Origin of the sequence: Undibacterium sp. MH2W (assembly GCF_049340215.1) — a bacterium.
Lineage (GTDB): Bacteria > Pseudomonadota > Gammaproteobacteria > Burkholderiales > Burkholderiaceae_D > Undibacterium.
The window spans coordinates 513,443-536,224 of sequence record NZ_JBMPPA010000003.1 but is presented as its reverse complement, the minus strand read 5'-3'; the positions used below and the strand labels follow the sequence as shown (position 1 = coordinate 536,224).

The window sequence follows — 22,782 nt, the reverse complement described above, 5'->3', positions numbered from 1 at the left end:
AGGACGTTGTATGAAGATTGTCAAAAACTCAGTAGTTACAGCCCGTTATACATTGACAGATGCGCAAGATAATCTGATTGAAGAAGGGCAAGAGCCTATGGTTTATCTTCATGGCGGATACGATAATATCTTTCCGAAAATCGAAGAGGCTTTAGAAGGTAAAGAAATCGGTTTTGCTACGACCTTGCAATTGGACCCTGAGGATGCGTTCGGTGATTATGACGCGACCCTGGTGAAAGTGGAGCCACGTTCGCGTTTTCCAGAACCATTAGAAGTTGGGATGCAATTCGAAGGAATGCCTGAGGATGCGGATGATGCAGATGAGTCAATGGAAGAGGCGCATATCTTCACAGTGACAGATCTTGCTGAAGATAAAGTCGTTTTGGATGGTAATCATCCCCTCGCAGGTATCGCCTTGCGTTTTTCATTGACGGTGGAAGATGTGCGTGCTGCGAGCGATGAAGAAATCGCTCATGGGCACGTTCATGGCGCTCACGGCCATCATCACGAGGATGATGAGGATGATGGTTTGACAGGCGATGAGTACCGCAGTTATCCCCTGCATTGATTGATCAAAAAAAAGCCGCTTAGCGGCTTTTTTTATCGTTATTTTGTTTTTTGATGCAGCATTTTGAGTTCGTACAGCGCATCGAGGGCTTGCTTCGGTGTCATTGCATCAGGGTCAATTTCATCCAATGCTTCGATGAGTTCGACGTTGATGTTGTCTTCGACGATCGCGTCAGGCTCAAGTTCTGAAACCGCTGGTGCAGACGAAAATAAATCAAATTGCGGTGTCGACTGAAGTGAGTGTGCTTCTAATTCAGCGAGATGCTTACGGGCAGAGCGGATAACGGCCTGTGGAATGCCCGCCAACTGTGCTACTTGGAGTCCATAGCTTTGGGACGCAGGGCCTGCTTGAACGGCGTGCAAAAACACAATGTTTTCTTTATGCTCAACAGCAGAGAGATGCACATTTTCTGCGGTTGGATGCATGTCGGGTAACTGTGTCAGTTCGAAGTAATGCGTTGCAAATAACGTGAAGCTTTTTGATACCTGAATGAGATGCTTGGAAATTGCCCACGCCAGTGCCAAGCCGTCAAAGGTGGATGTCCCACGTCCGACTTCATCCATGAGCACCAATGAGTGTTCCGTCGCACCGTTCAAAATCGCTGCCGATTCTGTCATTTCCACCATGAACGTCGAACGGCCACCAGCCAAATCATCGGCGGCGCCAATTCGTGTGAATATGCGATCAATCGGACCAATCGTTGCAGCGCTTGCTGGAACATAACTACCGACATAAGCGAGGAGTGTAATCAACGCGACTTGTCGCATGAAGGTTGATTTACCACCCATGTTAGGTCCAGTGATGAGCAATAACTTGCGCTCATGCGATAGCTCGCAATCATTGGCGATAAATCGCTCAATCTGATTTTCAACGACGGGATGGCGACCTTGATGAATCTGAAGCATGGGCTCCGCGACTAACTTTGGTGCACACCAATTATTTTTGGTCGCGTGCTCAGCGAGGCTCACAAAACTATCTAGCTCTGCAACAGCATGCGCAATGGCTTGTAGCAAGCTGATGTGCGGTAATAAATCCGCCAACAGTTTTTCGTAAAGGACTTTCTCTCTCACCAAGGCGCGCTCTTGTGCAGAGAGAGCTTTGTCTTCGAATGCTTTTAATTCAGGTGTAATGTAGCGCTCTGCATTTTTGAGCGTCTGGCGTCGGCGATAATGTTCGGGCACTTTATCGGTTTGGCCATGAGTGACTTCAATATAGAAGCCATGGACACGGTTGTATTCGACACGTAGATTCGCGATTCCGGTACGTTCTCTCTCGGAAATTTCAAGGTCAATTAGAAACTGCCCAGCATTTTCAGACAAACCACGCAATTCATCGAGTTCTGGATCGAATCCCGTAGCGATAACACCCCCGTCTCTCACCATCGTGGCAGGCAAAGGCATGAGCGCGCGTTCGAGTAAATCGAGGCATTCAGCAGGTGTGGCGAGGTTTGCAAGGATTGATGTCAGGACACTTGTTTGATTGTCCGCGATACACATGCTCACGTAATTGCGTAGATTCGGCAGGTATTGCAATCCATCGCGTAAGCCTGATAAATCACGAGGGCGTGCTGATTGGAGTGCAATCCGAGTAGTGATCCTTTCAATATCGGGAATCGTACTTAAGGTTGTCGCCAATCCCTCGGTTGAGTCGGCATTGATGAGGGCTTTGATTGCGTCATGCCTTGCAATGGCGATAGTCTGATTGCGCTTTGCATGGTGGAGCCAATGGCGAAGTAGGCGAGAGCCCATCGCTGTTCGGCAATGATCAAGGAGGGAGAATAAGGTTGGAGATTCCTGCCCGCGCAAAGTTTCCGTGATTTCTAGGTTGCGTCGTGTTGCTGTATCGAGGCCGATAAATTCGTCCTCTGTTTCAACGGTCAGACTATTGACGTGTTTTAACCCGCGACCTTGCGTACTCTCGGCATAACGCAATAGTGCACCAGACGCGCCCAACGCGGCACTCAAGTTTTCAACGCCAAAGCCTGTCAGCGTAGTTGTACCCAGTTGCTCTTGCAGAGATTTTTGACCTTGTTTGACATCAAAATGCCAGTCAGGTACTTCTGAGAATTTTCCCGGAAGCGACTGATAATGCTCGTCCAACAGTAGGGTGCCAGCAGAGATAAGAATTTCTGCTGGGGAAATACGTTCAAGCTCTTGTTGGAGACGCGGTAAAAGTGATTTTTCATCCGACGAGAATTCCATCAACTTCAAGGTGCCGCTCGCGAGAGATAGCCACGATAACCCAGCAGTGACGGTTTTACGATGCTGCAACAAGCAAAGCGAAAGAAGGGGGCGCTCTGATTTCTCTGGTAATAAATCGGTGTCAGTCAATGTTCCTGGCGTGATCACGCGCATGACTTTACGCTCAACGGGACCTTTGCTCGTCGCAGGATCGCCAATTTGTTCGCAAATCGCAGCGGATTCTCCCATTTTGACTAACTTGGCGAGGTAGGGCTCCAACGAGTGAAAAGGAACGCCCGCCATCTTGATTGGATTGCCGCCTGAGCTGCCTCGCTGCGTTAGTGTGATGCCCAGCAACTGCGATACTTTCTCTGCATCACCGAAAAACAATTCATAAAAGTCTCCCATGCGATAGAAGACCAGGGTGTCAGGATAGTCCGCTTTGATTCGCAAGTATTGCGTCATCATGGGGGTATGGTTTGTTTTTTCTGTACTCATAAATCCGCTGAATTTATTATTTTTTTGGTGAAATAATGTGCTTATGTATTGTTGATTTGCAACGGCCATTCCATCATTCACATCAATATGATTGATGCGGTATCTACATCCTCACTTAGTTATTCGTGATGTCGTCGTTGGAATGCGGGTGTTGACATTTCAATTGCGCAATGGGCAAAAATCGTGATTCGGTCGCCATTATAGACGACCACTCATCGTGGTATTGCAGGAGACGTGAACATCGCACTTTATTTTTATTGTTTATGCGCGAACAATGACTCTGATATTGCTATTTAATAAAATAAGGGCAATAAACAGGGAGGGAATTTTCCGTGTTTATTGCCCTTTGGCGGGGTCAGCTAACAGCAGATCTTATCCGTTGCCGCGTCCGCCGGATCGACGTGGAGTCGATTGTTTTACGGCTGGGCGTGGACCAGCAGAGCGCGGTTTGCCGCTTGCGTCTTTGCTGGGTGCGCCACCTGCGCTCGGAGTACGACCTGGTGTGCGTTGTTGAGCGGGTTTTTTACTACCGGCAGGTCGTTGTCCTCGACCTGCAGGATGGGGAGAACGTCCTTCGAAACTACGGAGCTGAATCGGTTGCGCTTTCGCATTTGGATCGGGGATAAATCCGTCGATGATTTCCTGCGGAATCTGGCGCTTGATGAATTTTTCAATGTCAGCCAATAATTTAAATTCGTCGACGCAAACCAATGATACTGCTTCACCTGTTGCTCCAGCACGACCAGTACGGCCTATGCGATGGACGTAATCTTCTGGAACGTTAGGCAAGTCGTAATTAACAACGTGAGGGAGCTGGTCGATGTCGATGCCTCGAGCTGCAATGTCAGTTGCAACCAACACCGGTAAACTGCCATCTTTGAACTCTGCTAAGGCCTTGGTTCTGGCAGATTGACTTTTGTTTCCGTGAATCGCCATCGCAGCAACACCGTCTTTAGCAAGTTGTTCAACGAGCTTATTGGCACCGTGTTTGGTACGTGTGAAGACCAGTACCTGAGACCATTGATGCGTTTTAATCAAATGCGCTAAGAGCGGGTGCTTTTTGTCTCGGTCTACAGGGTGAATTTTTTGTGCAATCACCTCGACGGTCGAGTTGCGGCGCGCCACTTCGATCATTTCTGGGTTATTCAGCAGCCGATCCGCGAGCACTTTGATCTCATCGGAGAAGGTTGCAGAGAATAAAAGATTCTGACGTTTTGGAGGGAGAATCGCCAAAACTTTTTTGATGTCATGGATGAATCCCATATCCAGCATGCGGTCAGCTTCATCAAGAATCAAGATGTCGATATGACGTAAATCGATGGTTCCTTGCTGATGATGATCGAGCAAGCGACCTGGTGTGGCGACAAGGATATCAACGCCATGTTTCAGAAGCTTGATTTGCGGATTAATGCCAACACCGCCGAAGATCACGCCTGACGTTAAAGGCACATACTTGCCGTAAGTTTCAACGCTTTCGTGGACTTGCGCAGCTAACTCGCGGGTCGGCGTCAGAACAAGTGCGCGAATCGGACGTTTGGACAGTTTATCTTTTGGTGCATTGGTGGCAGTGGACAAACGCTGCAGAACAGGCAGCGTAAAGCCAGCTGTTTTACCTGTGCCAGTTTGTGCGCCAGCCAATAAATCACCGCCTTTAATCACTGCCGGAATTGCTTGCAATTGAATAGGGGTTGGTGATGTGTAACCTTGTTCGCTGACGGCACGAACAATGTCCTCGGATAAGCCGAGTTCAATAAATGAGGGCATGTGTTTCTACTGATCTTGTAAACGCAAGGACTGATTTTGACCAGTCCTGTGAAAAGGCACCCAGCGAAAGCACTGGGTGTAAAAAGGGATAATGACGACTTATTTTACGGATGCAGCGAATGGTTGAAGTAAGTTCACCATTTGACCAAATACCTTTGGAGTGCCAGCGAGGACGTCACCTTTATGCAGGTAATCAGAGTCGCCAACAAAATTGCCAACGATACCGCCTGCTTCTGTTACCAGTAGCGAGCCTGCAGCGATATCCCAAGGTGCTAAGCCTTTCTCAAAAAAGCCATCGAGGCGGCCTGTTGCAACGTACGCTAAATCTAATGCTGCTGATCCTGGTCTTCTGAGTCCTTGGCATTTTGCTGTCATCACCTTAAACATTTCTAAGTACTGATCCAATCCAGATAAGTCGCGGGATGGGAATCCAGTACCGATTAATGCGTCAGCGATTTTGTCGCAACGTGTAACGCGGATACGTTTATCGTTCAGGAAGGCGCCGCCACCTTTTGTGGCTGTAAACATTTCGTTGCGCGTAGGATCGTAGACGACGGCTTGTGTAATAATTCCGCGGTGTTGCAATGCGATGGAAACACAGTATTGTGGGAACCCGTGGATAAAGTTTGTCGTGCCATCGAGTGGATCGATGATCCAGACGTATTCACTTTCGTCATGCAAATTAGCGGATGCACCCGACTCCTCAGCCAGAATCGCGTGGTCTGGGTAAGCAGTTTTCAAGACTTCAATGATGGCAGCTTCCGCGGCTTGATCGACTTCAGTAACAAAGTCATTGAAGTGTTTTTCTGTTACGCTGACGCGATCGAGATCAAAAGAAGCGCGATTGATGACAGTCGCGCCGCGACGAGCGGCTTTGATAGCCGTATTGAGCATTGGGTGCATATAGTTTCCGATAAAATGATGGCAAACGCAGTCCACTCGTCCTGTGACGAGCGGGCGTGGCTTGCTACACAAAAATGATAAAGAGCGTGCGCTGTTGTCTTTTATAAGCCAATACGTAGCTTAACCATAACAATTAACGCGTAATATTACTATTTTAAATGAACTTGACCGAAACTGACACATCTCTTTTTCAAAGACTGCGCTTTGTCCTCGTAGAGACGAGCCATCCCGGCAACATTGGCGCTGCCGCCAGAGCGATCAAAACAATGGGGTTTGGTCGATTAATTCTCGTTAATCCACGGTTTGACGATGCGCTAAGCCATCCTGAGGCGATTGCATTTGCCAGCGGTGCGTTAGATGTTTTGGAATCGGCGCAGATTGTTGGGTCTGTGGAGCAAGCTGTTTCAGGATGTAATTTTGTCGCAGCCGTGAGCGCGCGCTTACGAGAATTTTCTCCTCCGATTTTAGATCCTCGCGCTTTCGCAAGTCGCATCGCGGCTCCGGAAGAAGGAGAGGTTGCGTTGCTCTTTGGAAGCGAGCGGTATGGTCTTCCGAATCAGATCGTAATGAACTGCCAGGTGCTTATTAATATTCCAGCAAATCCGGTTTACTCATCGTTGAATTTAGCTCAAGCGGTGCAGTTACTCGCCTATGAATCTCGGATGGCAGCGGATGTGAAGCAGGGTGGGAACAGTCACATTGGTTTTCATGGTCAACTCGCATCGACAGAGCAGGTGGAAGGCATGTACGCACATCTTGAACAGGCACTTGTAGCGATCGATTTCCTTGATCCTGACAACCCTAAAAAACTGATGCCTAGAATTAAACGCCTGCTGTCGAGAACAGAGTTGGAAACCGAGGAAGTGAACATCCTTCGCGGAATTTCAAAAAAAATTTTGGATCGTCTAAAGAAATGATTGGTAACGTTTTCGATACTTGCAATAATTGAATTTAATATTGATGTTGTTTAAATTGATAAATATTATCAAATATCGATGAATTTCTTTGCTTAAAGGTAAATTATTGGTCATTTAGCATTTTCATATCCACCTAGTTTTGTTATAACCCTAGTAAGATTGCATAGCTAACCACTGCGATTTGATTACTGTCACCTATACTTCACTGAGGGCATTATTATTTCTGTTTCATCTTCCAGACCGGTTTTTCACCTATTGTGCTTAGGAGCTCTGATTACAGGCGCAATGGGGAATGCTCACGCACTCGGCGTGGGCAATATTCGCGTGCAATCTGCACTCGGACAACAGCTCAAGGCGCAGTTAGATGTAACTGGGGTAGAGCCGCAGGATATTGATCTGGGGTGCTTTCGAGCAAATATAGAATCAGCCGAAGGGGTGTTTTTGTCTGCGGTCGATCTTCGGATTTCCCAGCAGGGTAACGCAAAATTTTTGACGCTCACAACGCGCAAGAATATTGATGAGCCTGCTGTGAAGGTCATTTTGAATGTGTCGTGTGATGTGCAATTGCACCGCGAATATCTCGTTCTACTTGATCCACCAGAATTAGCACCAAATTACAAAAAAATGCCGTCGATCTCGGTACTTCCTGCTGTCGAAGCTGTGGCACGGGCGCCCCGAACGGAAGACAATCCTGTAAAACAGCCTAAAAAAGCACCGCAGCGCACAGAGTCAGAAATTGTGAGCAATCCACCAGCGCGTGTGATGGCAAGTTCAACGAAAAAACCTAAAATTGCCGAGAAACGTGACGAACCTGTTCGAGCCAGAGATGCATTGAAACTCTCTGACGAGACGGATGTGTTGCCACGCGGCTTAAAACTAGCAAGTACCTTATCAACTGAAACAACAAGCAGTGATAACGAACGTTCAGCGCAATTGCGTCTTGCGCAGGCACAATATGCAGCGATGATGCGTGGTGAGAGTGTTCCCGCGAGTGTGCCGCAGCAAACTGCGCCAGTCGAAGTCAAGACTGCTGCAACACCAAAGGAAACCTTGGAGTTGAAGCGTCAATTACAAAGGGAAAAAGCATCGATAGAGGAGTTGAAAGACGCCTCTGTGCCGAAAGAGTGGTTCTATACGCTGCTTGCCTTGATCATTGGTGCGGTTGCTCTTGTCGGTTTGCTGGTGGCCTACATTCGACGCGTACATAAAAAAACATCTTCAACTTGGTGGGAGCAAAAGGAAGCACGCCCCATGGCTGAGGCTCGACCCAATATTGAAGAGTTAGTCAATAGCGTGCAAGCAAGTTATGGAACGACGACGAACAAAGAAACGGCACCTGTTTCTGCGGCAGTAAATAACATCGCCACTGTGGCGCCCTCACAAGGTGCGATCAACAAACCAGTAGTAGAGCGCTCGTTAGGAAACATGGAGGCACCATCCGTTTTTGGTCGCAACTACACGCCATCATTAGAGGACACAAATAGCAGCACGTTCAATTTTTTCTCAACACGAACCAATTCGGTCAAAGTGGAAGAAATTTCAGATGTGACGCAAGAGGCCGAGTTTTGGATGTCCGTCAACGATCCTGAACGCGCAATTGAGATTTTGGAGCCTCAAGCAGAGCTTGATCATCCTGATTCGCCAGTACCTTGGCTTTATCTGTTGGATTTATATCGTGTGGTCGGCAATAAAGAAAAGTACGATCCCTTACGAGATCGATTCGTTGTTTTCTTTAATGCGAATGTGCCAGAATTTGAGGTGGATCCTGCAACGCTGCCAAGCAGACACCTAGACGACTTTGAGCATCTATCTAAGAAAATTTGTTCGATGTGGAACACGAACGATATTTTGCCATTCTTAGAGAGTTTGCTGATTGATGATCGTGATGGTAAGCGTATGGGCTTTGAATTGCCAGTCTACCGTGACATTCTACTGCTCATATCAATCGCTAATGAGTTAGAGCGCCAAAAAACCTTAAGTGGTGCGGGGAAAGGTTGGGATGCTGTACCTGCCCATGTTATTGCACCAGACGTCACTCAACACGCTGACGCAGACAGCAATATCATTAATTTCGAAGTGATTGATTTTCCTAAGAATAATGATGTTGCCTAAGGTCGTCGGCATCTAAAGCAATTGACGCAAACAACAAACCGCGTCATTTAATGCGCACACACGCTGCTAGCACCTACGCAGCGTGCCCCCTAAAAAAATTAGCAGGCATTGTCTTGCGATGATTACACGGCTCTGCGCATCTTTTGAACGGTATAACTCTTGACTTCTGCTGGCGGAACGACGAGTTTGACAATGGCAAAAGTGCAGTTGTCACCTCTTGGTGTTCCACGGTCCCTCGCTTTTCTGATTAACAGTTCCGAGGCTTGACGGGGCGTATTTGCAGCGACTGCTGCCGAAAGCTCGATATCATCAAAATAATGCCATAGTCCATCGGTACATAACAAAAAGCTATCGCCAGCTTTAAGGTTCGAGTATTTACCGCTGGTCATATACGGTGTGTTATTGGTCGACCCGAGAACATTGATGAGAATATTAGAGAGTTTATGTGTTTTTGCCTCGTCGGGACGAATCTTACCTTCGTCGACAAGTTTCTCAACGTACGAGTGATCCCTTGTTTTTTCGCTGAAATTGGGACCACTGAAGCGATAGAGACGAGAGTCTCCAGCGTGCGCCCAGATGGCTTCTTGCTGAGGAGTAATAACAAGCGCAACAAACGTGCTGTGGGGTTCTTTTTCGGAGGAAACGGCAGTGAGTTTAATGATCGTGTGGGCTTCGTGGAGGATGCTTTGTAAAAGTTCCTCTACACTGTTGCCGGGATAAAATACATCAAAAAGTTGTTTACTGGTGCGAATGACTTGTTCTGCGGCAAGCGCGCCGCCGCTTTTACCGCCCATTCCGTCAGCGACCACTGCCATCATATAACCTGGAGCGTGAGGGGCTGCAAAGAGCCCAACACGATCCTGTTGTTCTTGTCGGTCACCGATGTGCTGCCCGGTGCCTGCTTCTATCTTATATTGGCTCATACGTCGTGGTAGATTACACTATCGGAAAGTCAGAATTTGGCTTGCCAAGGTTTGTTACTAATAATCACTATTTTACTTTAAGCTGAAGGCTATGAGCCATCCTGAACAAGTGCGACAACGAATTATAGAGTTGGAAGTTGAACACAGAGATCTCGATATTGTTATTGAAACGCTAACAAAAGATCCTAACCATGATGAACTTCAGTTGCGTCGTTTAAAAAAACGTAAGTTGCAATTGAAGGATCATATCACTCTGCTCAAGATTCAATTAACTCCAGACGTCCCGGCGTAGTTTTTTTATTCCGCGCGATTTTATATGTTTTTCGTTTTTGATTGTCCCCATTTTGATTGAAAATCCAACTAAAGAACCGTCCGCAGCGATACATGATGCGGACATAGAGCATATTTTTGGTCTTTCTGGCCCGTTGAGTGCCGCCATTCCGGGTTATCGCCCACGAGACGCCCAAACCGAGATGGCAAAAGCGATTGCCAGCGCAATTGCCGGACAGAGTACATTGTTAGCAGAGGCGGGTACTGGGACGGGAAAGACCTATGCGTACTTAGCGCCAGCTTTACTTTGGGGTGGAAAAGTCATCGTTTCTACGGGTACAAAAAATCTACAAGACCAATTGTATTTGCGGGACATTCCGACGATTAAGAAGGTGTTGAAGGCTCCCGTTTCTGTCGCGTTATTGAAAGGGCGTGCAAATTATTTGTGCCACTACCATCTTGAGCGAACGCTACAAAATGGGCGTTTAAGCTCTCGTGAAGACGTTGGATACCTGCGCGACATATCTCGGTTCGTCAAGACAACAAGTAGCGGTGATAAAGCGGAATTGTCGCGTGTACCGGAAAATGCCAGTGTTTGGAATTTAGTGACGTCGACCAAAGACACATGTATGGGGTCTGAGTGCCAATACTACCAAGATTGTTTTGTCATGAAGGCGCGGAAGGAAGCGCAACAGGCGGACGTGGTGGTTGTCAACCATCATCTTTTCTTTGCAGACGTCGCATTAAAAGATACAGGGATTGCTGAATTACTTCCCTCCGCTAATACTGTCATCTTCGACGAGGCGCATCAGCTTCCAGATACGGCGACTTTATTTTTCGGTGATACGGTGTCGACCTCGCAAGTATTGGAACTGTGCCGCGATACGCTTGCCGAAGGTCTTTCTCATGCCAGAGATGGTGCAGAATGGGCAAAAATAGTCGCACCTGTGGAGCGTGCAGCAAGAGATTTGAGACTCGCTTTTCCTCAGGATATTGTCCGACTGTCGATTGATCAAATCGCACCATCAAGCCCATTTTTTGAGGCACTTGATGCGCTCAAAGCGAGTATGAGCGATTTAATTGCTGTGCTTGAAAAACAAGCGGAACGTGCCGAGACCATTGAGCAGTGTCGCGGGCGAGCGATTATGCTGAGCGATCAAATTGAAGCATGGAATGCAGCCCCCTCGGGAAAAGAAAAAGAAGGCGATTATGTGCTGTGGGTAGAGGCATTCTCGGTGTCATTGCAATTACATCGCACACCTCTGTCGATTGCGCCTATTTTTAATAAGCAAAGAGAAGGTGTTCCTCGTGCGTGGATTTTTACCTCCGCAACGATGGCGGTAAAAAGTGACTTCACCCATTTTGTGTCACAGATGGGGTTGTGGAACGAACCAGCACGGACGTGGCCAAGTCCTTTTGATTACCAAAAACAAGGTTTTTTGTATGTCCCAGAAGGAATGCCTGATCCTAATTCCCGGGATTATGCTGAAGCCGTTATTGCTGCCGCATTGCCTGTGATTGCCGCCGCCGGCGGTAAAACATTCCTCCTTTGTACAACCTTAAAAGCCGTTAAATTTTCCGCTGAACGCCTCAGAGAAGAATTTGAAAAACTGGGTCTGAATTTTCCTTTATTTATTCAAGGGGATGCGGGGCGCACTGAGTTGCTCGACCGTTTTCGCGCGGCGGGTAATGGCGTGCTGATTGGTAGTCAAAGTTTCTGGGAGGGCGTTGACGTGCGTGGAGATGCATTGTCGCTTGTGATTATCGATAAATTACCTTTTTCACCGCCCGATGATCCAGTACTGGCGGCACGCATAACCGCCATGGAAAAAAAAGGTATGAATGGCTTTGTGCATCACCAATTACCAGAGGCGATTATCAATCTTAAACAAGGAGCAGGGCGCTTAATTCGAGATGAAACTGATCGCGGAGTGCTCATGATTTGTGATCCGCGCCTCATCTCTAAGCCTTATGGCAAGCGGATATGGCAAAGTCTTCCCAGTTTCGCTCGGACACGTGTCGAAGCGGATGTCGTCGGTTTTTTTGAAAAAATCCAGCGAGAAGCTCACCAAACGAAGGATGTGGCGAATTAGTAGTTGGAGAGATTGGTGCTATTGGGCGCGCTGGTTGGTGGTGACCATTCTGGCGCGCGTACCATCTTTTTCGAGGGCGTCGTAAGCTCGTCGTAATCGGGATATCACATCGTGTGGCGTCGCTTTGTTTGCTGCTAACTGAAGATCAAGATTCAAATTCAAATTAAAAACGCTCTCGTAGTCTGCGCAATGTGGCGGACAGAGTGCGTTGAAGTTCTCTAAGGATAAGGGCAGCAGGTCAAGTCGTCCGACTTGCAATAAACGCATGCCTTCTTTGTTATCAACAATGGAGGTGAGTTCGGCCTCTTTTCGATATCGAAAGTTGTTTTCTAATAGATATTGTTCCCGTGCGTCTGCTTCGATGGCACCGATACGATATTTTTTTGCGTCAGAAAGTTTTTTGACGACGATATCCGTTCTCTTCGTCAATCGATATAAACGGTAGTCCTGAAATCGTACGATGGTACCTATCCATTGATATTTTGCCTCACGCTCTTTTGTACGGGCCAGAGGGAAGAAGACCACAGGTTGGTTTGCCTCTGCCGTGTGCATAATGCCAGACCAACTCATTAATCGGATATCGGGTGTGTATCCAGCGCGGGTAACCAATGCGCGGATATAGTCAGAAGTGGGTGAAGTTACTTTGTCATTTTCAAGATAGACGAATGGGCGCGCATCTTCAGCGTAAACGACGAGTTGTTCAGCACTCGCTTTCATGCATGCGCAGAGGATCGTGATGAGAAAAATCAGAATTTCAAATAAGCGCATATTTAGCCTTTCATGGAGTATTGCAAGCAAATAGTGCGACGTCGTATTCTTAATTGAAACAATTGTGCTGCTTGAATCGGATTTAAAAAGTCAGTTGCTCAATAACATGAAACATCGTATTAGTAACATAAAGTCAACCAAGCGGTGTCATCATCAGCAAAAAGTACGGGAGTTTAATCGATTATGTACCTTTTGGGGTATGGTGATGTTACGTGGAGTGTAGCGTTGAAATGCCGAAATAGAAGCAAAATTTCTTTGATGTAATAATCTTTTTCGATTTGAAAGTGGAATGGTGTCTCAATGGAGACAGTTTCTGGAGAGAAGATCGTGGCGGGTATCAGTTACATGAAAAAAAAGGTGCACATGATCATGTGCACCTTGTGGCTATGCCGAGAGTTCGTTAAAACAGGTCAATAAATACCCCTGTTTATCATTCTTACCAAATGGATACGCGCTCTGCAGGAGGCAGATACATCTTATCGCCTTCTTTCACATCAAAGGCTTTGTAGAATGGCGACATGTTTCGCAGTGTTCCGTTTGCGCGGAATTCTCCTGGCGAATGCGGATCCGTTTTAATGCGGATAATCGCTTCTTGTTCACGAATTTTACCGCGCCAGACTTGTGCGAATCCCATGAAGAAGCGTTGATCACCTGTCAGTCCATTGATGACTGGCGCTGGCTTGCCGCCCAGAGACAGTTGATAGGCCTTGTAGGCAATTGACAGGCCGGAGTTGTCCGCAATGTTTTCACCCAAAGTGAGCTCACCGTTGACGTTATAGCCTGGTACTGGGCTAAAGCTGCTGTATTGCTTCACCAATGCCGCCGTTTTTGCAGCAAATTTCTCATGGTCTTCTTTTGTCCACCAGTCGCGCAGATTGCCCAATCCATCGTACTGAGCGCCTTGGTCGTCGAAGCCGTGGCTGATTTCGTGACCAATGACGGCACCGATCGCACCGTAGTTCACAGCGTCATCGACTTTAGGATTGAAGAAAGGTGCTTGCAAGATCGCCGCAGGGAACACAATCTCATTCATCTCAGGGTTGTAATAGGCATTGACTGTCTGTGGTGTCATACCCCATTCGTCGCGATCAACTGGCTTACCTAATTTATCTAACTCAGTTTTCGCTGCAAATAGACGGATGGCACGCAAGTTACCGACCGCATCACCTTTGGTGATTTGCAGTGAACTGTAGTCTTTCCATTTATTGGGGTAGCCCACTTTTGGCATAAAAGTAGAGAGTTTTGCTAAGGCTTCTTTCTTCGTTTCTGGGCTCATCCAGTCCAGTGTGTCGACGCTCTTCTTGTAGGCGAGAAGTAAGTTATTGACCAGTGCTTCCATCTTTGCTTTGCTGTCAGCTGAGAAGTATTTGTCTACGTACATTTTCCCTAAGCTTTCGCCCATACCGGCATCAACCAAGCGTACGCCACGTTTCCAACGGATTTCTTGTTCTGGAACACCGCGCAAGGTTTTTCCGAAGAACGCAAAACTTTCATCACTGAACTGTTTCGGTAACTGATTCGCAGCAGAAGACAGAATGTTCCATTTGAAATAAGCTTTTAACGTGTCGATCGGTGCAGCCGCCAGCACTTTGCTCATTTCAGTCATGTAACTAGGTTGAGCAAGATTCAGATACGTGATCTTACCTTTCACGCCCAGATCGGCGAGATAAGCATCCCAGTCGTAGCCTGGCGTTACTTCGTTCAGTTTGTTCAGTTCAACTTTGTTATACGCTTTGATTGGATCGCGTAATTCGACCTTTGTCCATTGAATTTTTGCTAATTCAGTTTCGAATGCGAGGATCGCGGCCGCATTTTTTGCAGCGTCTTTATCGCCAGACATGGTCAACATTGTTTCGATGTGCTTAAGGTACTTAGCACGCGTATCTTTGAGTTTAGCGTCATCGTCCTTGAGGTAATAATCGCGGTCTGGCAGGCTCAAACCGGACTGGGAGATATCCAGCACATATTTCGTGGAATCTTTGTTATCCAAGTGTACTTGGGTATCGATTGGCGCATTGATACTATTCAGATTGAGCCATGCCATCAGGGCTGGCAATTGCTTTTTATCGTTGAATGCATCAATTTTTGCAAAATCGGCTTGCAAAGGCTTTAGGCCTAAAGCATCAATATGCTTCGTATCCATGAAGCTGGAATACAAGTCGCTGATTTTTTGCGCGTCTGTACCGTTGGCATTTTTTGCCTTAGATAAACCTTCAATGATTGTGTGCAAACGTGGAACGACCGCTTCGCGCAGATCCATGAACGCGCCGGCGGATGAACGGTCGGACGGAATTTGTGCCGTTTTTAACCAGCCGCCATTAATGTAGCGGTAGAAATCATCTTGCGGTTTGACCGATTTATCACCGAATTGCGTGTCGATACCGGAGAGCATGGCTGTTGGAGCGGTTGTTTTGGCGGTATCAGCAGCAAAAACGTAGCCAGTGCTTGTTGTACCTGCAATCATCAGCGCGATGGCGCTCATTATTTTAGCGTTCACTTTTCAGGATCTCCTCAGTAGGAATGAACATGTTAATATTGTTTATGCAATATTTTCAAAAGGGTCGATATTGTCGTCAGCTTGTTGAAGCCTTCTTCGGTGCTATGGCACCGTTGTAACGAAAGCAGCCATCACCGATACGTGGTTTTGACAAATAACATGTTAAATTGGTTCCACTCTTGCTACAAATATTTTCATCGAGGTTTCCTACTTATTTGACGTCGACAACGAAAAGAGTGGGGGAAACTTGGTCTAGGGGCGTGAGATGAACACAAAATTCGTGATCGAATATCATGAGTGAGCGTCCCATGCGCTGTGTTTGTGTTCATTGAAGCGAAGACCTTAACACAGACCTTCGTGCGATGCATGTGACAGGTAAGCGCCTATCGCAGCATCTTCAGCTCTACATCGTCATGGGGAACCATACTTTAACTACTGCGCAGGTAGACTACGAGAATGAGCTCTCCCGAAGAATTGCTTGCGTCGGGAGCGTCATCTACTCTTGGCTTGTTTGTATCTGAAAAATGCGCTTGTTACGGCACGGTCAACAGTACCTTGACTGTGCTATCGACAGAGGCCTTGTCGATGTATGCAAGGGCGGTAGGTTCCGCAGCGACGGCTTTTTTGACTGCTGCGTCTGAAGACAATTCTTTTGGAGGTGCCCCTTTACCTGAAAACGTTGCCTTTGCCCAAATGGCTTCGACTTGGGCTGGGGTTTTCTTAATGACTTTTTCGTAGAACTCTTTATGGATAGCGGAGTCTTTTGGATGGTCGAAAGGCGTAAAGATCGTTGAACCACCTAAAAAAAACTGAGCAACTTGGTCTGGGAGCATCCGAGTAGCTGGGTTTGCAGTGTTGGTGACCACAACGATCTCTGCTAGCGCAGGGAATGCGTTCAATAAGAGCATCGGTAATACGATCAGCCGGATCAGTCGTGCTTTCATCATCGTTCCTCATTTACCATTTGTTGGACAGCTCGACATCATCCGTGCAATGACGAACGACATCGATCCATGTGCTTACCTATCAAAACAGTCGATCGTACGCAATGCGGAAAACATTGACGTTGCCACCATAGTTATTCGTGACGTCTTGGTTTCTATCGAGTTGCACTTTGACAGCGCTTTTCGCATCGATGTCATATCGCACTGTCATTGACGCTCTTTTGTAAGATTGTGGCTGGTATTGGCTGAGATCAGTCGACTTTTCACGATAGCTCGCATAGTTGATGAAAGGCGTCCATGCGCCAAGACGGTAACCTGCTCCGATAGTGTAAGCAGGAGCGGTGATTTTATATCCCGCAGATTCAAAGCTTCTTGAAAGTTGGGTCAACTCGCTGAGTAAAAACCAGTCGTCGAGGTCCACATTGATGGCGATGCCGTACGCTTTGAGTTTGGCTGTACTGTCGAGGGCAATTGAGTTGTTGGTGACGTGCACATCCGCTTGTACGTAGACGCCCCTTATAGTGAGCGGGCCACGATCGAGTTCTGCATCTGCACCGAGAATGTTATTCCATGTGACAGATGTTTGACCTGCATAGGACAGTTTTTCGTAGAGTGAGTCATTCAATTTTTCTTTGCCCAGAAATCCGCTGACAGAGAGATTGTTGTCGCCGAAACTGGTGCGGTAACGGATACTGGCTCCGTTATAATTGGTTGCCTCCCAACCGTAAAGCTCTGGTGGAGGGCTCACCCAAGGATACGAGACGCCGATATCCTCAAAATCTGAGTAAAAATAAAGCGGGATGCGCTTGCGCCCAAATTGCACTTCCCAAGCATTATCAAGTTTGTAGCTTGCGTAAGCCCACTGCACATTTGGGGTTGTATCACTTCCTCGAACAACGACTTGCCCTGTCAGACTGAAGTCTTTGTTGATGGTGTAGCCCGCTTGCAGTCCAACCCTGGATTCTGGCGCTAATGAGAAACTGTTGTTGTACACCCCCGCATTTGACCAGTCTGCGGTGTAACAAGGGCAGACGGTTCCATTGATGCTCGAACTACCAGAATAATTCGCAGGGATGTCTCCATTGAACGTTTTTCCTGCGACTGCCGAGAAAAAACCACTGAACTTGAAGTTAGATGGTGCATCATTTTCTTGGGCAAACGCTGCGCTGACAGTGAAGCTGAGACTGCCCACGATGCAGGCAATCAAATGACGCCTGAATGGGAGGTTGACTAATGCCATGATGAAATCCTTTAGACAATGCAAATTCGTTGGGATTTGAAGCCGTGCTTTTAAGCTGTTCTTACATCAGAGGTATTGAAGCCGTTCGTGAACGTAGCAGACTAACTACGTTTCAAGCTTTATCTTACTCTTACGCAAAAAGAGAATGAAGAGAAGGGAAATGAGGGAAAAATGCATAAAATATCGTGAAATGGTTGCTAACTCGCAACCATTTCAATTCAGCATTCAATATGTTCGACGATTAATTGAACTTTTGTTATGCCGTTATATTCGTTTGCATCGAGTCGAAAGGCCACATGGACCTGATCAGCCAACGTATCCGTATGACCAAACCAGATGGCGTCGTAACGTTGTCCATTTTTATCCAGAACCAATTTTAGATGACGTTCCTTTAAAACGCGTTGAGAAACGAGCCTGAATTCGTCAAAAAACATGGGAGGTGGAAATCCCTGTCCCCAGACCTGACTATCGATGAGCGAAATAAAATCGGTATTGAAGTAATGTTCTTCGAGTTTCCCATCGGTTTCAATCACGCGCTCCAGCTGACTTTTCGTAAGCCATGCTTTACCGACCGCCTCAAATTCTTGCTGGAAGGTCTCAAAATCTTCTTGGCGCAGCGTCAAACCAGCGGCCATGGCATGTCCGCCAAATTTTTGAATTAATGCTGGCGACCGTTTAGAGACCAGGTCAAGCGCATCCCGCAGATGAAACCCAGGGATAGACCTTCCAGAACCTTTGATCAGCCCGTCATCACCCGGTGCAAACGTGATTGTTGGGCGATAGAACTTGTCTTTCAAGCGCGACGCGACGATACCGATGACCCCTTGGTGCCATTGGGGATCAAAAACGGTGATCGTGTGGCTTGCACTCGGTTCAAAGGTATCGAGATGGAGCAAGGCAACGTCTTGCATTTCTCGCTCAATGTCTTTGCGGTCAGCATTGATTCCATTCAGTTCTTGGGCAATTTCCCACGCCAATGTGGCATCGTCTGTTGTGAGGCATTCGATGCCGAGGGACATATCGGCGAGACGTCCTGCCGCATTGAGACGCGGACCAATGGCAAAACCAAGATCAAAAGGTGCTGCGGACTTTGGATCACGGCCCGCCACTCGGAATAATGCTGCCACGCCAGCACACATTCGCCCCTGACGCATGCGCTTGAGACCTTGGGCAACCAAAATACGATTGTTGGCATCGAGTTTTACCACGTCTGCGACGGTACCTAATGCAACAAGATCAAGCAGGCTATCAAGCTTTGGCTGTGTGTGCTGATCAAAAATGTGACGCCTTCGCAATTCAGCACGTAGGGCTAACAGTACATAAAAAATAACGCCAACCCCTGCCAAATTTTTGCTTGGGAAAGGGCAATCTGGCTGGTTCGGATTAACGATGACTGCTGCTTTCGGTAATTGGTCTCCGGGCAAGTGGTGATCTGTCACAAGGACATCAATACCCATTGCTGCTGCCGCATCCACGCCTTCAACGCTGGCAATGCCGTTATCAACGGTAATGATGATGTCTGGGGATTTTTCTTTAGCGGTTAATGCCACAATTTCCGGTGTTAAACCGTAACCATATTCAAATCGGTTTGGAACGATAAAGTCAACAATCGCACCCATCATCTTGAGACCACGCAAACCTACAGCGCAGGCTGTTGCTCCATCACAATCATAGTCGGCCACAATCACCATTTTTTTTCTCGCAGCGATCGCGTCGGCTAAGAAGACGGCAGCTTTGTCGAGTTGGAGGAGCCCCGACGGTGGCGATAAGTGCGCCAAGTCCGTATGAAGATCGCTCATGTTCGTTGCACCTCTTGCGGCATACAACCTCGCTAAGACCGGATGCAAGCCTTGGCGTTCCAATTGAAGAACGTCTTGGGGGTGATGTTGTCTGATGGCGATGCGCGTCATTGGGAATGAAGAGAAAAGAGCTGTGTCAATGATGGTTTTACCCAGAACTTGCGTAACGACCAGGGCGTCAACGTAAATTGATACGCGCGGGTAGCGTCTGTACAAATTAAATTGAGTTGTTGCAAGCGATTTTGTTGAAGTGCCGACAGCAAGGGCGTAAAACAATTCTCTTCTAACATGTGCATGTTTTCGAGCCAGAAACCCCAGTCACTATTAATCGCAGCACCAATAAGTGCATCGAACACAATCATCGATTCCGATGCATCGTTTTGTTCAATGAATGCGAGGACATCCGGATTGCGCGCTGTCTTTGGTTGTTGCGGGAGGGGTTGTGTTCCGCCCCCAGAAATCCAGAGCGAGTTGATCGGATTGAGCCCTTGATCTTCCCGTGCTTGATTAATAGTGTGACTAAACCATGCCATTTGGATCTCATTTTGTAGCTTGCGCCATGCTCTAGCATGCTGTCCCTGTGCCATCCAAATGTCGATGTTATGTCCACATGCCGCGTCCGCTGTGGAAGTGATTAACCCCGCCCAAGCATCCGCTCGCAAAAACCATGTATTGGCGTCTCCGTAGCGTAATTCCATGGCTAATTCGTCGCACATCGCCTTTGCAACAGTAAATAATTCCCTTGAATCAGCGTCGGAGAGCTGCAATCTGCGTGTATCCATCAAGACCAGATGATCGCTGGCAAAATGGATATGCACGGGTTGTAATGTGAACCAAGCTCCCCCCTGAGGTACGAGGCCGAGGTGCTGCATGCGATTCCAGGTATCTGCAGGACTGTTTCCGAGATGTTCAGAGGAAGTTTGTCCCGCAATGAGAAACTCGTGTGGCAGTGCTTTAGAGAATTCTTCGATCTGTAGTAGGGATGATCGTGTGGATGGCGCAATGAGCTTTGCCAAAGCAGGTGTTTTCATGGACCTCAGCAAGTCTTTTTCTAGACCTGACGGCGGTATGCTAAACGGTAAAATAAGGTCTAATTTTTTCATAGGCATCATTGTAGGGGAAACGATGCAAGAAGGGGATAAGTAGGGGAGATTTGCCTGAGGCTAGGCGCTGGGTGGCAGACGATGGCGGCATCGATATGTTTTTTCAGAAAAACATGCAATAGGCGTCTACCATTTTGCGCTGGTTTGATTGCTTTTTATGTAATCTTGGTGAGATCCCTCTCTATCAGAAACTATTTTAGTGTGGCAAACTGCTGGCTGTCTTGATTTTTTGAAATGACATTTGCAGTGAAAAACACATCATTTGAATGGCTCGTTGGCTTGCGTTATACGCGGGCTGGTCGCCGGAGTGGTCGGAATAGCTTTATTTCCTTTATCTCTATGATCTCCATGGCGGGAATTGCTTTGGGGGTTGCCGCACTGATTATTGTTTTGTCGGTGATGAATGGCTTTCAGAAAGAGGTGCGCGACCGCATGCTTTCTGTACTAGCGCATATTGAAGTGTTTGACGCCAGTGGCGCTATTCCCGACTGGAAGGCGACCGCGCTGCAGGCGCAACAAAATCCATCAGTTGTTGCTTCAGCACCGTACGTTGACGGCCAAGCCATGATCATCGGCGACGATGTGATGCGGGGCGTTGTCCTACGCGGGGTCTTGCCGAATCAGGAAGCGACTGTGTCTGAAGTTGCCGACAAGATGAAGTTCGGTAAATGGACGGATTTGCGGCCGGGAGAATTTAATATTATCTTGGGCTCTGCACTCGCGAGTGCGTTACACGTTGGTGTGGGAGACAAGATACGACTTGCTGCCCCCGACGGACAAATGACCCCTGCCGGGATGTTGCCGCGAATTAAGGCGTTTAACGTCGTTGGCATTTTTGAGGCCGGGCACTATGAGTATGACTCTGGCATGGCATTCATGCAGATTGACGATGCGGAGAAATTTTTCCGGTTGGGTTCGCCTTCTGGATTGCGACTAAAAATCAAAGATATGTTGAAAGCGCCCCAAGTTGCGCTTGAGTTATCGCGGACGCTCACGGGTGACTTGCTTATTCGGGATTGGTCGCAGCAAAACAAAAACTACTTTACGGCAGTGAAGACAGAGAAAACGATGATGTTCATCATTCTCACGCTGATTGTTGCAGTCGCTGCCTTTAATTTGGTGTCAACCTTGGTGATGACGGTGACCGATAAACAAGCAGACATCGCTATCTTGCGGACGCTGGGTGCCTCACCTAGTTCGATCATGAAAATTTTTATGATTCAAGGCGGTATCGTTGGCTTGGTTGGAACAGCGTTAGGTGTTGGTTTTGGCGTTTTGGTGTCGTTAAACATCGATGTGATTGTGCCTTTTATCGAACGCATGCTCGGCGTTGATCTTTTACCGAGAGACTTGTATTTTGTGAGTGCATTACCGTCGGATTTGCGTTGGCCCGATGTGATACAAATCAGCTTGATGGCGGTAGTTCTCGCATTTATGGCGACGATTTATCCAAGCTGGCGTGCAGCAAGTGTTAAACCTGCGGAGGCGTTGCGCTATGAGTAATGCGATAGATCAACAGTTAATTCTCAGCTGTTCTGACTTAGGCAAGACCTTTAATGAGGGTGTTGAGGCAGTGCAGGTGTTGAAAAACATTCATTTGCGTATCAACGCTGGCGAAAGGATTGCCATTATCGGTGCATCCGGTTCTGGCAAATCAACACTCTTGCATTTGCTCGGTGGACTCGATACGCCGACGGCAGGAGAGGTCCATTTGCTCGGAGAAAACCTTGCCGAAATGAGCGAATCGGTACGAGGGACGATGCGCAATAGATCATTAGGCTTTGTCTACCAGTTTCATCATCTCTTGCCAGAGTTTTCTGCATTAGACAACGTGGCAATGCCATTGTTGATTCGACGTGTACCCCGAAAAGAGGCGCAACAGCAAGCAAATGCCATTCTCGCTCGCGTGGGTTTGGGACATCGTGTCAAGCATGTTCCGGGTGAACTATCAGGCGGTGAACGGCAGCGTGTCGCATTGGCGCGCGCCTTGGTAACTCAGCCGGCTTGCGTGCTTGCTGATGAGCCGACCGGAAATCTTGATGGTGGTACCGCCAATCAAGTGTTTGATTTGATGCTAGAGTTATCCGAAACGCTAGGAACGGCATTTGTGATTGTGACGCATGATGCCGAGTTGGCGCGTCGTTGTGATCACGTCTACCGCCTCACATCTGCTGGATTAGCCCCTTTGTATGAATAACTGTTT

Annotated in this window: 17 protein-coding genes; 7 read left to right on the top strand and 10 right to left on the bottom strand. The window is 47.6% G+C overall.

The features are described from left to right. The first annotated feature begins 10 nt into the window (after positions 1-10). Positions 11-568, top strand: coding sequence for an FKBP-type peptidyl-prolyl cis-trans isomerase (locus ACO0K2_RS10335; protein WP_423018386.1), 558 nt, complete (start codon positions 11-13; stop codon positions 566-568). 38 nt (positions 569-606) lie between these two features. Here ACO0K2_RS10335 and mutS read toward each other — a convergent pair whose 3' ends face one another. The 3 genes from mutS to ACO0K2_RS10320 form a co-directional block, all read right to left on the bottom strand. Continuing rightward, positions 607-3,246 carry a DNA mismatch repair protein MutS gene (mutS, locus tag ACO0K2_RS10330; RefSeq protein WP_423018384.1) on the bottom strand — a complete coding sequence of 880 codons (2,640 nt, stop codon included), beginning with the start codon at positions 3,244-3,246 and terminating at the stop codon, positions 607-609. Positions 3,247-3,618: 372 nt separating this feature from the next. Then, complete coding sequence (locus ACO0K2_RS10325; RefSeq protein WP_423018382.1) at positions 3,619-5,010, bottom strand: DEAD/DEAH box helicase; 1,392 nt, start codon at positions 5,008-5,010, stop codon at positions 3,619-3,621. Between the two features lie 99 nt (positions 5,011-5,109). After that, positions 5,110-5,913 (bottom strand): inositol monophosphatase family protein, encoded by an 804-nt coding sequence (locus tag ACO0K2_RS10320; protein WP_423018380.1) that lies wholly within the window; start codon positions 5,911-5,913, stop codon positions 5,110-5,112. A gap of 158 nt (positions 5,914-6,071) precedes the next feature. Between ACO0K2_RS10320 and ACO0K2_RS10315 the strand changes: the two genes are divergently transcribed. Together ACO0K2_RS10315 and ACO0K2_RS10310 are read left to right on the top strand one after the other, a co-directional pair. Then, positions 6,072-6,830: an RNA methyltransferase gene (locus ACO0K2_RS10315; protein ID WP_423018378.1), complete on the top strand. Its 759-nt coding sequence runs from the start codon at positions 6,072-6,074 to the stop codon at positions 6,828-6,830. A gap of 285 nt (positions 6,831-7,115) precedes the next feature. After that, positions 7,116-8,942 carry a type IV pilus assembly protein FimV gene (locus ACO0K2_RS10310; RefSeq protein ID WP_423018376.1) on the top strand — a complete coding sequence of 609 codons (1,827 nt, stop codon included), beginning with the start codon at positions 7,116-7,118 and terminating at the stop codon, positions 8,940-8,942. Positions 8,943-9,064: 122 nt separating this feature from the next. Here the strand turns inward: ACO0K2_RS10310 and ACO0K2_RS10305 are convergent, their stop codons facing one another. Continuing rightward, positions 9,065-9,865 (bottom strand): PP2C family protein-serine/threonine phosphatase, encoded by an 801-nt coding sequence (locus tag ACO0K2_RS10305; protein ID WP_423018374.1) that lies wholly within the window; start codon positions 9,863-9,865, stop codon positions 9,065-9,067. A gap of 91 nt (positions 9,866-9,956) precedes the next feature. Here ACO0K2_RS10305 and ACO0K2_RS10300 point away from each other — a divergent pair, with 91 nt between their 5' ends. Both ACO0K2_RS10300 and ACO0K2_RS10295 read left to right on the top strand, forming a co-directional pair. Continuing rightward, the gene (locus ACO0K2_RS10300; protein WP_423018372.1) at positions 9,957-10,157 is read left to right on the top strand and encodes a YdcH family protein; all 201 of its coding nucleotides are present in this window, start codon (positions 9,957-9,959) and stop codon (positions 10,155-10,157) included. Between the two features lie 37 nt (positions 10,158-10,194). Further along, positions 10,195-12,228, top strand: a complete 2,034-nt coding sequence (locus tag ACO0K2_RS10295; RefSeq protein WP_423018370.1) for an ATP-dependent DNA helicase — start codon at positions 10,195-10,197, stop codon at positions 12,226-12,228. Between the two features lie 18 nt (positions 12,229-12,246). Here the strand turns inward: ACO0K2_RS10295 and ACO0K2_RS10290 are convergent, their stop codons facing one another. The 6 genes from ACO0K2_RS10290 to ACO0K2_RS10265 all read right to left on the bottom strand — a co-directional run bounded on the left by ACO0K2_RS10290 (position 12,247) and on the right by ACO0K2_RS10265 (position 20,507). Further along, positions 12,247-12,996, bottom strand: coding sequence for a substrate-binding periplasmic protein (locus tag ACO0K2_RS10290; protein WP_423018368.1), 750 nt, complete (start codon positions 12,994-12,996; stop codon positions 12,247-12,249). Positions 12,997-13,432: 436 nt separating this feature from the next. Beyond that, positions 13,433-15,493, bottom strand: a complete 2,061-nt coding sequence (locus tag ACO0K2_RS10285; protein WP_423018366.1) for a M13 family metallopeptidase — start codon at positions 15,491-15,493, stop codon at positions 13,433-13,435. A 533-nt stretch (positions 15,494-16,026) separates the two neighbouring features. Beyond that, entirely contained in the window at positions 16,027-16,440 is a 414-nt protein-coding gene (locus ACO0K2_RS10280; protein WP_423018364.1) for a hypothetical protein, read from the bottom strand. Positions 16,441-16,519: 79 nt separating this feature from the next. Next, positions 16,520-17,677: a hypothetical protein gene (locus tag ACO0K2_RS10275; protein ID WP_423018362.1), complete on the bottom strand. Its 1,158-nt coding sequence runs from the start codon at positions 17,675-17,677 to the stop codon at positions 16,520-16,522. 218 nt (positions 17,678-17,895) lie between these two features. Then, positions 17,896-19,587 (bottom strand): single-stranded-DNA-specific exonuclease RecJ, encoded by a 1,692-nt coding sequence (gene recJ / locus ACO0K2_RS10270; protein ID WP_423018360.1) that lies wholly within the window; start codon positions 19,585-19,587, stop codon positions 17,896-17,898. Beyond that, on the bottom strand, positions 19,584-20,507 hold the full coding sequence (locus ACO0K2_RS10265) for a hypothetical protein (protein WP_423018358.1): 924 nt from the start codon (positions 20,505-20,507) through the stop codon (positions 19,584-19,586). The genes recJ and ACO0K2_RS10265 overlap by 4 nt, the downstream gene beginning before the upstream one ends. Before the next feature lie 318 nt (positions 20,508-20,825). On the opposite strand from ACO0K2_RS10265, the gene ACO0K2_RS10260 reads away from it, so the two are divergent. Together ACO0K2_RS10260 and lolD are read left to right on the top strand one after the other, a co-directional pair. Beyond that, entirely contained in the window at positions 20,826-22,082 is a 1,257-nt protein-coding gene (locus ACO0K2_RS10260; protein WP_423018356.1) for a lipoprotein-releasing ABC transporter permease subunit, read from the top strand. After that, complete coding sequence (gene lolD, locus ACO0K2_RS10255; protein WP_423018354.1) at positions 22,075-22,776, top strand: lipoprotein-releasing ABC transporter ATP-binding protein LolD; 702 nt, start codon at positions 22,075-22,077, stop codon at positions 22,774-22,776. The genes ACO0K2_RS10260 and lolD overlap by 8 nt, the downstream gene beginning before the upstream one ends. Positions 22,777-22,782 lie beyond the last annotated feature (6 nt).

What these genes read in the sequence shown, in the direction of transcription:
- ACO0K2_RS10335 (WP_423018386.1), top strand. Translation starts at nt 11, where the DNA reads ATGAAGATTGTCAAAAACTCAGTAGTTACAGCCCGTTATACATTGACA.
- mutS (WP_423018384.1), bottom strand. Translation starts at nt 3,246, where the DNA reads ATGAGTACAGAAAAAACAAACCATACCCCCATGATGACGCAATACTTG.
- ACO0K2_RS10325 (WP_423018382.1), bottom strand. Translation starts at nt 5,010, where the DNA reads ATGCCCTCATTTATTGAACTCGGCTTATCCGAGGACATTGTTCGTGCC.
- ACO0K2_RS10320 (WP_423018380.1), bottom strand. Translation starts at nt 5,913, where the DNA reads ATGCACCCAATGCTCAATACGGCTATCAAAGCCGCTCGTCGCGGCGCG.
- ACO0K2_RS10315 (WP_423018378.1), top strand. Translation starts at nt 6,072, where the DNA reads ATGAACTTGACCGAAACTGACACATCTCTTTTTCAAAGACTGCGCTTT.
- ACO0K2_RS10310 (WP_423018376.1), top strand. Translation starts at nt 7,116, where the DNA reads ATGGGGAATGCTCACGCACTCGGCGTGGGCAATATTCGCGTGCAATCT.
- ACO0K2_RS10305 (WP_423018374.1), bottom strand. Translation starts at nt 9,865, where the DNA reads ATGAGCCAATATAAGATAGAAGCAGGCACCGGGCAGCACATCGGTGAC.
- ACO0K2_RS10300 (WP_423018372.1), top strand. Translation starts at nt 9,957, where the DNA reads ATGAGCCATCCTGAACAAGTGCGACAACGAATTATAGAGTTGGAAGTT.
- ACO0K2_RS10290 (WP_423018368.1), bottom strand. Translation starts at nt 12,996, where the DNA reads ATGCGCTTATTTGAAATTCTGATTTTTCTCATCACGATCCTCTGCGCA.
- ACO0K2_RS10280 (WP_423018364.1), bottom strand. Translation starts at nt 16,440, where the DNA reads ATGATGAAAGCACGACTGATCCGGCTGATCGTATTACCGATGCTCTTA.
- ACO0K2_RS10275 (WP_423018362.1), bottom strand. Translation starts at nt 17,677, where the DNA reads ATGGCATTAGTCAACCTCCCATTCAGGCGTCATTTGATTGCCTGCATC.
- recJ (WP_423018360.1), bottom strand. Translation starts at nt 19,587, where the DNA reads ATGACGCGCATCGCCATCAGACAACATCACCCCCAAGACGTTCTTCAA.
- ACO0K2_RS10265 (WP_423018358.1), bottom strand. Translation starts at nt 20,507, where the DNA reads ATGAAAACACCTGCTTTGGCAAAGCTCATTGCGCCATCCACACGATCA.
- lolD (WP_423018354.1), top strand. Translation starts at nt 22,075, where the DNA reads ATGAGTAATGCGATAGATCAACAGTTAATTCTCAGCTGTTCTGACTTA.